8 protein-coding genes are annotated in these 11025 nt (G+C 72.0%); 2 read left to right on the forward strand and 6 right to left on the reverse strand.

Annotated features, from left to right (window positions below; all coding sequences use genetic code 11):
• The 3 genes from EMA17_RS20675 to EMA17_RS20685 form a co-directional block, all read right to left on the reverse strand.
• Positions 1-283 (reverse strand): DUF4158 domain-containing protein (locus tag EMA17_RS20675; RefSeq protein ID WP_126638569.1); only part of this gene is annotated, 283 nt, incomplete at its 3' end.
• Between the two features lie 160 nt (positions 284-443).
• Entirely contained in the window at positions 444-809 is a 366-nt protein-coding gene (locus tag EMA17_RS20680; protein WP_126638570.1) for a darcynin family protein, read from the reverse strand.
• A 65-nt stretch (positions 810-874) separates the two neighbouring features.
• Positions 875-1768: an NAD(P)H-binding protein gene (locus EMA17_RS20685; protein WP_126638571.1), complete on the reverse strand. Its 894-nt coding sequence runs from the start codon at positions 1766-1768 to the stop codon at positions 875-877.
• 108 nt (positions 1769-1876) lie between these two features.
• Between EMA17_RS20685 and EMA17_RS20690 the strand changes: the two genes are divergently transcribed.
• Positions 1877-2863, forward strand: coding sequence for a LysR family transcriptional regulator (locus EMA17_RS20690; protein ID WP_218042946.1), 987 nt, complete (start codon positions 1877-1879; stop codon positions 2861-2863).
• Here the strand turns inward: EMA17_RS20690 and EMA17_RS20695 are convergent.
• Both EMA17_RS20695 and EMA17_RS20700 read right to left on the reverse strand, forming a co-directional pair.
• The gene (locus EMA17_RS20695) at positions 2831-4270 is read right to left on the reverse strand and encodes an esterase/lipase family protein (protein ID WP_126638573.1); all 1440 of its coding nucleotides are present in this window, start codon (positions 4268-4270) and stop codon (positions 2831-2833) included. The genes EMA17_RS20690 and EMA17_RS20695 overlap by 33 nt on opposite strands.
• The gene (locus EMA17_RS20700) at positions 4267-7698 is read right to left on the reverse strand and encodes a protein kinase domain-containing protein (RefSeq protein ID WP_246126817.1); all 3432 of its coding nucleotides are present in this window, start codon (positions 7696-7698) and stop codon (positions 4267-4269) included. The genes EMA17_RS20695 and EMA17_RS20700 overlap by 4 nt, the downstream gene beginning before the upstream one ends.
• A 271-nt stretch (positions 7699-7969) precedes the next feature.
• Between EMA17_RS20700 and EMA17_RS20705 the strand changes: the two genes are divergently transcribed.
• Positions 7970-9841 (forward strand): glycosyl hydrolase, encoded by a 1872-nt coding sequence (locus EMA17_RS20705; protein WP_126638816.1) that lies wholly within the window; start codon positions 7970-7972, stop codon positions 9839-9841.
• A gap of 57 nt (positions 9842-9898) precedes the next feature.
• On the opposite strand, the gene EMA17_RS20710 is transcribed toward EMA17_RS20705, so the two are convergent.
• Positions 9899-10903, reverse strand: coding sequence for an alpha/beta hydrolase (locus EMA17_RS20710; protein ID WP_160161485.1), 1005 nt, complete (start codon positions 10901-10903; stop codon positions 9899-9901).
• Between the last annotated feature and the right edge of the window lie 122 nt (positions 10904-11025).

Raw genomic sequence — 11025 nt, forward strand, 5'->3', positions numbered from 1 at the left:
AAAGGCCCACGCACGAGGCGTCCGCGATCCCCGACTGCTCAGCCAAGTACTCCGCCACCAGGGGCGGAACCTCACGCGGATCCGGCATGAACCGGCCGATGTAGCGAACCGACGTCAGCTGAATCGCGAAGCCCAGCCGGTTGTGGTCGCGACGCTTGCCCAACACCACCTCGCGGTCACCGTCGTCCAGGAAGAAGAACCGCTCCAGATCGACTTGCGACGGACTGCCCCGAAACGCCCCGTACTCCGCCGCTTGCTTGTCCGACAAGAACTCGACCGACACAACACCCCTCCGAAGATCGACAACCGATCCGCGAAGGCTGCGCCGACGAATCACCCCAGGTCAAAGACCCGATCGGCGGAGAGAAGGCTTAGCGCACGATCTCGCATGGATGTTCCTCGACCCCCGCATCGCGCTCGACACCGCGCGGGTGGGCGGTGGGTCAGGTGCTGATGGTGGTCACGGCTTCGAGGCCGTACGTGCGGGCGTAGCCGTTCTCGGTGCCGACGAGGAGGTCGACGATCTCGAAGTAGCGGCCCCAGAACGGGGTTTCGCGCAGGGCGTCGATCAGGAGCTGGTAGGCCTTGTGGTCGTCGGCCTCCCACAACCAGACGTCGGTGACGCGTACGGAGTAGAACTCCGTGTCGTAGAAGCGCGATCGCACGCCGGTGGTCTTGGCCTCGATGGCCGGCAGGACCTGGGTGGTGAAGGCGTGCACACGTTCCTCGACGGTCAGGGCGAGCCATTCGGGTGTGGTCTTGACCAGCATGAACGCGGTGACCGGGGGTTCGGTTCGGTCGGTGGACATCGGGATGTCTCCAGGGTGGGCGGTGGGTGGGTGGTGTCGGTTGGCCGGGCGTCGGGCGCGGGGCGTCAGGACAGGACGGCGGGCTTGAGGGTTTGGGCGCACCACTGTTCGAAGCCGGTGGGGGAGGTGGTTTCCGGGGTGCGGGTGACGCCGGCGTCCAGGCCCTCGTCCTTGGCCCGCTTCATGTCGACGATGCTCTGTACGAACGCCTCGTTGAGGCCGTAGCCGACGAGGGTGGTGTACATGTCGTCGAGTGTCTGGCGTTCGTAGCGGACGGGGCGGCCGAACTGCTCCGTCATGATGCGGGCCAGGTCGTTGACGGACAGGTCCTCGGGTCCGAGCAGCGGGACGCTGCCGGTGCCGGTCCAGGAGCGGTCGAGGAGCAGGTCGGCCGCGGCGGCGGCGATGTCGGCGACGGCGACGAGGGGGGCCTTGCGGTCGGCCTCGACGGTGTCGGTGAAGAAGCCGTGCTCGCGGATCGAGTCGGCCTCCTCCAGGAAGTTCTCGAAGAAGGACGCGCAGGCCAGGGCCCGGTAGGCGGCGCCGCTTCCGGCGATGAGGTCGTCCATGGCCAGCGAGGTGGTGACGATGCCGGCCCGGTCGGCGAGGGCGGTGCCGCGGCCGAGGGCGGAGACGCCGACGACGTGGCCGACGCCGTGGGCGGCGAGCGCCTTGACGGCGGGGCGGCTGAAGCCGATGTAGGCGTCGTGCGGGGTCAGGGCGGCGTCCGGGGGGACGAGCCAGAAGACGGCGTCCGCGCCGTCGAAGGCCCGGTCGAGGACGTCGGCGTCCGCGTGCGAGCCGGTGACCACGTCGACGGCTCCGCGTGCCTCCTCGGGGAGTCGGGCGGGGTCGCGCACGATCACGCGCAGTTCCTCGCCGGCGGCGGGGGCGGACTTCAGCAGCCCGGAGAGCAGGTGGCGGCCGATGTTCCCGGTGGGAGCGGTGATGACGATCATGAAAACCTCGGTGTGTCGTGCCGTTTCGTTACGTCCCTCATCCTGCTGAGGACCGCGGTGATGCCACAATGGGAACTTCGGCACGGAATCATTGACTGAAATGGAATAATGCTGGTGAGCAGCCCGGATCCGGTCATCGACGCCAATCTCGCCATCGCGCTGGACGCCCTGCTGGCCGAGCACAGCGTGACTCGCGCCGCCGCGCGGCTGCATACCTCGCCCGCCGCGATGAGTCGCAACCTCGCTCGGCTGCGCCGCATCCTCCAGGACCCCCTCCTGGTCCGGGCCGGGCAGGCGATGGTGCCCACCCCGCGCGCCCAGGTCCTGCGCGAGGAGGCCGCCGCGGTCGTCCGCAGCCTGGGCGCGCTGCTGGGGCCCGGCGCGAGCGTCGACCTCGCCGGCCTGCGCAGTACGTTCACGCTCCAGGCCGCCGACCTGGTCGGCGCGGCGCTGGCGCCGGGACTGCTGGACCTGGGTCGGCGGGAGGCGCCGGGTGTCTCGTTCCGGATCCGGGCCGAGGAACTGGAGGCCGGGCCCGCGCTGCGCGACGGTCGGATCGACCTGGAGGTCGGATCCATCGACCACGTGGACCCGGAGACCCGGGTCGAGCCGCTGGTCGGCCTGCGCATGGTGGCGGCGGTCCGGCCCGGCCATCCGCTGACCGAGGGGAAGCTGACGCCGGCTCGGCTCGCCGCCGCCGAACACGTCGCGGTCAGCCGCCGGGGCCGGTTCACCGGCCCCCTCGACGCGGCGCTGGCCGAGCACGGCCTGCGTCGGCGGGTCGGCATCGTCCTTCCCGCTCACCTGGCCGCGATGACCCTGGCCGCCCGCAGCGACGTCGTCTGTCTCGTACCCGCCGCGCTCCCCGGCGCGGCTCCCTCGCCGCTCACCCGGGACGCCGACGCCCTCGGTCTGCACCTCCTGGACATGCCCGTGGACCTGCCGGCCCTGACCATCGGCATGGCCTGGCACCCCCGGAACACCGCCGACGGCGCCCACCGGTGGCTCCGCGACGCGGTGCGCCGGATGTTGTGCGCTCCGACGGGCGCCGGGGCGGGCGGGTCACAGGAGCCGGGTGCGGAGGAAGTCCGGTAGCCGGCCGGCCTCCAGCCGCTCCTCCAGGTCAGCCAACAGATCGGAGGAGGGGGCGTCGAAGTCGAGGTAGCCCGGGTCCTCCGGGTCCCGGTCGTGGTCCACGCGGGAGCCGGTGAGCGCGGGGGTGGACACGGATTCGTCGCCGGCGAGGTGCGGGCTCAGGGCCGCGGCCGGTGTGCGGGGCAGGCGCATGGGGCGGCCCGTGAGGAAGCGCCAGGTGTCCTCCCGGACGGCGGGTATCGCGGGCAGGCCGCCGTGTTCGCCGCGCACGTAGCGGGTCTCGCCGATCGAGGCGAGGCGGGCCGAGGCGACCGGCACTCGGCCGTCGCCCTCCCGGTGCGGATTGCCGGGGACCCTGCGGGTGACGCGGTCCATGTGCTCCCAGCGGTGCCCGAAACGGGGGACGTAGGCGAGGCGGAACAGGGTGCGGTACCCGACCCCGGCGATCACCGCCATCCGGTCGCGCAGGCTCTGGCCCAGTTCCGTGTGCCAGGTGTGCAGGGCGCGATGGTGCGCCGCCGCGGCGTCCAGGACCGTTTGCAGGCGCAGTTCGTTCGCCGCCGACAGGTCCAGGCGCCAGTCGGTCGCGCGGTACGCGTCGAAGTTGAGGCAGGGATGCGGGTGTTCGCCGCCCGGGTACACGTCGGCGGGGGCCGGGAGCAGGCCGAGCACACCCCACATCGAGCGGAGCGTGTCGCGGCTCAGGTAGCGGCCGAGGAGGGCGAGGGTGTCGAATCCCCACAGGTGATTCTTCAGGTAGCCGCCGATGGCCGGGGCACCGTGGTGCGGGGTGCCGAGGAAGACGATCCTGCCGATGTGCCGCCACAGTTCGGGGTGGCGCATCAGCGCGGTGCGGACGATCAGGCCGCCCATGCTGTGCGCCACCACGTGCACCGGGTGGCGCGTGTCCGGCTTCGGGCGCAGTGCGAGGATGCGTTCGGCGAGCAGGTCCGCGGCGAGGTGCGGGGGCTTGCGCCAGTCGTAGGCGAACGCGCTGTGCCGCAGGTCGGCGTGCCGGGCACCGGCGAGGAGGAAGCTCTCGTAGCTCGCGTCGACGGCGACGGGGGCGACCCGGAACGCCGGGTGCGCGTCGTCGTGTCCGTCCGGGGACAGCGCGAGGTCGTCGATGTGCGTGCGGGAGCGGATGTCCAGCCACCACACCCCGCCCAGGCCCTGACTCGCGAGGACACTGCCCATCACGCCGGGTACGAAGATCAGGTCGGCGGGGCCCGCGTCGGCGAGGTGGGGGGTGCCGGCGGGGGACAGGCCGCGCAGTTCGGCGAGGGCGTCGGCGCCGAGGAGTTCGGTCAGCGCGGCGTTCGCGCGGGGGTCGTGGGCCATGGCCAGACGGTCGTCGCTGCCGGCGGTGAGGAAGCGCAGGATCGGGTCCGGGGTGGGCTCGGTCATGATCTCCTCTTTCGGGGCGGCCCGTGGCCGAGGTCGCTCGTCGGTGTGCGGTGTCCCATCGCGGCGGCGACCTCGTCCGGCCGGGCCACGAAGACCTGGTCGTCGTCGACGGCGGAGTAGAACAACCCGCCGGGGTGCCCGTACACGTTCCGGAAGAACCGTCGGGCCTGTGCGAGTGCGTCCCCGACCGCGGTGGGATGCCGGGTGTGGTGGTCGCGGGCGTAGAGGAAGTGGAAGAAAACGGTGGCGAATCGGGCCGCGAACACGGTCGGGACCTTGCACTCGGTGCCGATGTACGCCCGGCATCCCCGGCTGAGGAACGTCTCGCGGAGTTCGTTGGTGAAGAAGGCGTCGGCGGAGGCCGTTTCGCACGCGTTGACGAAGACCAGGGGTTGGTCCGCGAAGGGTTCGTCGCCGAGGTCGACCAACTCCAGCACGTCCTCGTCGTCGTTGCTCGCGCCGAAGCGCAGTACGGGCGCCGCCCCGGTTCCGGTCGTGCACTGGCAGTAGACGTAGACCAGGGACACCGGGCGCGGTGTCGGCGAGCGCAGGAAGCCGGCCAGTTCGGCCTTGCGGTCGATGGTGGTGGCGGGCAGTAACAGCGGTGTCCAGGCGCGTAGTTCGGCCTCGTGCTCGCGTGCCGCACGGGCGGTCTCGTCGGTCGCCCCCGTGCCCCAGTACAGCAGGTGGGCGCGGGTCGCGGCCGGTTCCAGGGCGCGGTCCGACTCGCGTCGGTGGGCGCGGTGCGCGATCCGCAGCCGCAGGCCGAGGAAGTCGTTCGCGTCGATCGGGGTGCCCTGCGCGGGTACGCTGCCGCGGTACATCAGGCCCCATGGCACGTGCGGGAGTTCGTACGGGGGCTCGGGGTACCACGTGATCCGCAGGTTGTCGCCGGGGCCGAGTGCGTCGATGCGTTCGCGGAGCATGGTGCCGGGTGGGAAGAACGCGTCGCGGAGGCGGGCGCCGGCGTACGCCAGGTTCCGCATGCGACGGTCCCGGGCGATGGTGTCCCGGACGGTCGGGTCGGTGGTTCCGGAGGCGGATGCGTCGGGGCGGGTGGGGTCGCCGAACCGGTAGTGGGCCAGGCGGGCTTCGAGGTCGGCGGGGGTGATGTCGGGGCAGTGCTCGGCGAGCAGTTCGCGTACCTCTTCGAGGGCGCGTCGGGCCTCGGCGACGCGTTGCCTGGCGACGTCCTTGAAGGTCCACGGGACTTGGCCGTGCGTATTCGACTCGGTGCCGAGGGAGGGCGTGAACGCGCTCTGCTCCCACTGGGCCTGGGGCGGAATCAGGAAGAGGCTCAACGTGACGCGGTGACGACGCCCTTCGGCGGGCGCGGCCCGCCGCCGCGTGTGCCTCGCGGGCAGGCTGCGGGTGACGTGCAGGGAGGCGACGCCGGTGCGGACGGGGGGTGTGCGGGTCGCCGATCGTACGCGGGGAGGGCGGGGACCGGGATGGATGGGCGGGAGGGGCCGTGGGGGGTGCACGATCGGGGGCGGGGGTGTCGGGGGCGTCCACTGTGCCGGGGGTGTCGGAGGAGGCGGAGGCGGTGGAGGCGCCAGGGGTGTGCGGGCCGCCAGGGGTGTCGTGGATGCAGTGGGGGACGATGGCGCCGCCGGGTTCGCCAGGGTGGACGAGGTCGGCTCGGGAGCCGGAGGTGTCACCGCCGAGACGTCGAGGCGGACGGCCAATTCGCGGTAGACGTCCTCGCCGACGAACACCATGACGTCGATCCGCGCCCCCTCCGCGACGCGCGGGACGAGCCGCAGTCGGCGTGCGGTGGACTCGCCCGACGGCGGGATCAGCAGGTCGAACCGCGCCATCCACTGGGCGCGGTCACCCTCCTCGGCCACGGACACCTCGACGCCGTCGTAGGCGGCGACGAGACCCGAATGCGCCTCCAGCATCACGGTGTTCGACCACACGACCCAGGTCGTGCGCAGACCCTCGAACGGGATGTCCTCGACCGGGATCCGGCGCTCTCCCTCGGCCAGGTTCCGCGGATCGTCCGCGCCCACGCGAAACACCCCGACGTACGCCTGACCGACGCGCAGTCGGCCCTCCGCGTCCGCCGGCACGTCCTCGACGCGAAAGTTGATCACCTGCGCGTCCACCCGATCGAGGTCGCCGGGGGCCATCGCCGCCGGGGCGGACGGGTCGGCGGAGCGCGGGTAGGGGTCGTCGTTCCACCCATACTCGAAGCTGGTCAGGCCGGCCAAAGTCGGCTTCGTCTCGGCGACGGGATCGCGGAGGTCCTCCAGGTCCCCGGCGTGGGGTGCACCGACGACATCCCGGGCTGCGGAGTCGGGGAGGTCGTCCACGGGCAGTGGGGTGGTGGCGGGGGCCCGGCGGCCGCGGAGCCGGTCGACGAGCCCACGAATCCTTCCACCGATCCGGCCTGCGTAGTAGGGGCGCCCGTCGCTCGTCGGCGGCGCCGACGTGGGCGCGATCCAGGGCTCGGGCGCGGGTTCGAGCGGGCGGGGGCCGTAATCTCGTGTCGCCGACCGGGGTGGCGAGGCCGCCTCGGGTGGCTGGGCCGGCACGCGTCGCGGGGCCGACGGGGGTGGCGGCTCCGACGGGGGTGGCGCGGCGCCGACCCCGCCCACGGGAATCGACGGCCCGGAATCGGGCCGGGACCAACTGAGATCGTCGAGGCGTATGCGCACCATTCCCGCCGACCAGGGGCGTCGTGCCGGATCACGCTCCAGGAGATGGGCCACGAGCGCCGTCAGCGCGGGCGGTGCGTCCGGTCGGAGTGTGTCGAGTCGAGGTGCGCTCTCGAATGCCTTGCGGCGCATGATTTCCGCGGCGTCGGCCCCGACGAAGGGCGCTCGACCGGTGGCCATCAGGAACAACAGGCTGCCGAACGCGTACAGGTCCGTGCGCTCGTCGCCGGCCTCGGTCAGGCGTTCCGGCGCCGCGCAGCTCACGGTGACCAGGCGCGCCGGGGGGACCAGAGTCTCCAGCATTTCGACGATCCCGAAATCGAGGATCTTCACCCAAGTGTCATGGATGATCATCACGCTGCGCGGGTTGAGGTCGCGGTGGACGACACCGATCCGATGCCCCGCGTCCATCGCCTCGCAGATCCCGACGGCGATCGCATACAGGAGTTCGCTGCGGATCGGTCCTTCCCGCCCGACGAGTTCCTCGATCGTGCGGCCGCGGAGCCGCTCCGTCACGATGAACAACGTGTCGCGATCCTCGCCCCAGTCGAGGAAGGTGGCCACATTCGGGTGATGGAGCCGGGCCGCCCCCGGCGTACGCCCTCGGGAAAGGTTCACGGCGGCGTCGGACGGGACGGGGTGGAGCTCGAGCGTGATGACGCGGCCGTTCAACACGTCGCGCCCGTCCCATACTTCGCCGCGGCCACTGCGCCGCATGAACGTGATCGTCTCGTAGCGTTCCCCGATGATCCGGCCGGGTTCCATCGTCACCCCCGTCGGCACTCCGCCATGGCGGGGTCAGAATACGAGGGTCGAGGGTGTCGTCCGGGCGGAATCGAGCCGAAAGCCACGAGAGTGTGCGCCCGCTCGTCGGCGCCGGAGTTCGGGACATGGTTAGCCTGTGTGCCGTCGTGATGATCACTTTCGACGGGGGTTGAGCAGCGTGCGATCGCGATGGCGTCAAAGATGTGCGGCCTTGGTGGCCGCCTTGGTGGTGTCGGCGGGTACGGGGGTGTCGGCGGCTCGGGCGCATTCGGTGCCGCCGAGTGATCCGCAGGCCACGTCCGCCACCCGTGATGTGCGGGACTGGCTCGGGCACTTGGGCAATCGGGCACAGAATCGGGTGGTGTCCGGGCAGTTCGCCGGATACAGCGGGAAGACCTTCTCGCTCGACCAGGTGGAGGAGACGAAGGCGCGGACCGGTGCGTATCCCGGGCTGCTCGGGTGCGATTACGGGCATGACGGCAACGCCATCGACCACACCTGCAACGCGACCCTGAAGGACTGGGCGGCGTCCGGTGGCCTGGTCACCGTCAGCGCGCACCTGCCCAATCCGGACCGGCCCGACTGGACCGGCCTGTTCAGCAAGCTGGCCACGTTCGATCGGCTCACCGACCGCGGCACCGAGACCGGTCGACGCTGGTACGCCGAACTCGACCGGGTCGCGGAGGGGTTGCGCGATCTCGCCGACGCCGGCGTGCCGGTGTTGTTCCGGCCGTTGCACGAGATGAACGGCGATTCGTTCTGGTGGAGCGCGCAGGATCCGCGGACGTTCGCCGCCGTGTGGCGTGACATGTACGGCTACCTCACCGAGGTCAAGGGCCTGCACAACCTGCTGTGGGTGTACGCGCCGGACTGCAACTACGGCAAACGCTCGTCCTACTACGCGGGCGGGGCGTACACCGATGTCGTCGGCCTGGACTGCTACGTGCGTGAGCCCGCCGCCGTTCAGGGGTACGACGAACTCGTCGCGCTGGGCAAGCCGTTCGCATTCGCCGAGATCGGGCCGCGGAGCGGGCCCGGTGGGGTGATCGAGGTGCCGCTGGACTACGGGAAGTGGATCGACGCGATCCGTACCCGATTCCCGGCCACGGCCTACTTCATGGCCTGGAACGACCAGTGGCGGCCGACCGCCAACGTCGGCGCGACCCGGTTGATGGGCGACCCGTGGACGATCACGCGCGGTGGGATCGCCCTGTCCGCGCGCACCGAGGGTGGGCCCCTCCCCGCCGGAACACCCGTCCCGCTGGCCGACTTCGAGTCCGGCGCCCAGGGCTGGGGTGGTTGGCAGGTCCTGGCCGGGCCCTGGTCGGTGGACGAATGGGCCTCGCAGGGCGGCCGATCCCTCAAGGCGGACGTCGATCTGGGCGGCCCCGAGGCGTACGTGAACCGCGTCGGCCCGCAAAACCTCGCCGGCTATCGCGCGTTGACCGCGACGGTCCGCACCGCCGAGTGGGGCGACCACGCCGCCGGGACCACCGCCAAGTTCTACCTCCGCACCGGTGCGGGGTCGGCCTGGTACGACGGGGGAGCGGTCCGCGTCGGCCCGAACGGCGCGGTGTTGAGCCTGGATCTGAGCCGCGTGGCCGACCTCGGCGACGTCCGCGAGATCGGCGTGCTGTTCCGGCCCGCGTCGGGTGCGAGCGGGCGCGGCGCGGTGTATGTGGACGACGTGACCGCGATCGCCCCGCCGACCCTGCTCTCCGGTTTCGAGTCCGGTACCGACGGCTGGACCGGCTACCTCACCGCGAGTACGCCCACGAGCACGAGCGAGTGGGCGAGTGAGGGCGGCCGTTCGCTCGGCGCCGAGATCGACCTCGCGGCCCCGGAGGCGTACGTCGCCCGCCGCGCGCAGTTCGACCTGTCCGGTCGTCGAACGCTGACCGCCACGGTGCGCGGCACGGCATCGGGCGGCACGGCCAAGCTCTATGTCAAGACCACCGCCGCGAACACCTGGTACGACGCCGGCGCCGTCCCGCTCGGGCCGGACGCCGTCACCTTGACCCTGAACCTGGCCGGGGTCGGCTCGCCCGGCGACATCCGGGAGATCGGCGTGCAGTTCGAGCGTCGGGGTACGGGCGGTACGGGCCGAGCCGCCGTTTTCGTCGACGAGGTCACCGTCCGCTGAACCCGGCGCCGCGCGCCGCGACGGGCACGTGTCGCGGCGTGCGGCGCCGGCCGCCGGTCAGGCGGGCTGTGGGGTCGGTTCGGTGGTCGCTAGGCGGTCGATCAGGCGCGGGGTGAGTGGGCCGACCAGGGTTCCGGCGAAGGCGTGGCGCAGGGCGGCGGCGCGCATTTCGTTGACCAGGGTGTGGGTGACCGTGGCCGGGACGACCCAGCCGCCGTGGATGTGGCCGAGTACGCGGATGCCGGCGGCGGGGACGTCGGCCGCGCGCAGCGCCGCGAGGTAGTCCTCGGCCTGGTCGCGCAGCGGGTCGTACTCGGCCACCACGACCAGGGCCGGTGCCAGGCCGGACAGGTCGGCGGCGCGCAGTGGGGACACGAGCGGGTTGACGGCGGCCTCGGCCTCCGGCACGTAGTGCCGCGCGAACATGTTGAATTCGGCGACGGACAGTCCGGGCCGGGCCGGTTCGCCGGCGGCGACCGGGTCCGGCATCGGGGTGAGGTCGAACGGTGCGGCGTCGAGCACCTGGAGACTGGGCTGCGGCAGGCCGCGTTCGCGCAGCGCCAGGCACATCGCGGCGGCCAGGTTGCCGCCCGCGCTCGCGCCGCCGATGGCGACCAGGTTCGGGTCGATGCCGAGTTCGTCGGCGTGTTCCAGGAGCCACGCGTAGGCGGTCAGGCAGTCGTCGAGCGGGGTGGGGAAGGGGTGTTCGGGGGCGAGTCGATAGTCGACGTGGACCACGGCGCACGGGACGAGGGAGGCGACGGGTCCGCACTCGGCCTCGGCGGTGTCCAGGTTGCCCAGCACCCAGCCGCCGCCGTGCAGGAAGAAGTAGGCGGGGACGGGTGTTTGCGGGTTTCTCGGTCGCCACACCCGCACCGCGATGTCGCCGTCGGCGACGGGCACCGTGTGCTCGGTGACCTCGATGTCGGGCCCCGGCGGGAACGCCGCGAGCCGCATGGTCGCGGCCGACTGCGCGCGCCGCAGCGTCAGATCCCGCGACTCGGGCTGCGCTCCGGCGGCCACACGCTGCAACAGTCGCACCACGGGCGGATCGATCCTCACAAGCATCTCCTTCAACGAGCCGGCCGAACGGCCGGACAATCCAGGGACATCGGAGCCGGAACGAAGACACCGACCACCAACACCGGCCGCCCCACCGGCCGCGGAGCGACCCGCCTCGCCTT

It is taken from the genome of Embleya hyalina (genome assembly GCF_003967355.1).
GTDB classification, from domain to species: Bacteria; Actinomycetota; Actinomycetes; order Streptomycetales; family Streptomycetaceae; genus Embleya; species Embleya hyalina.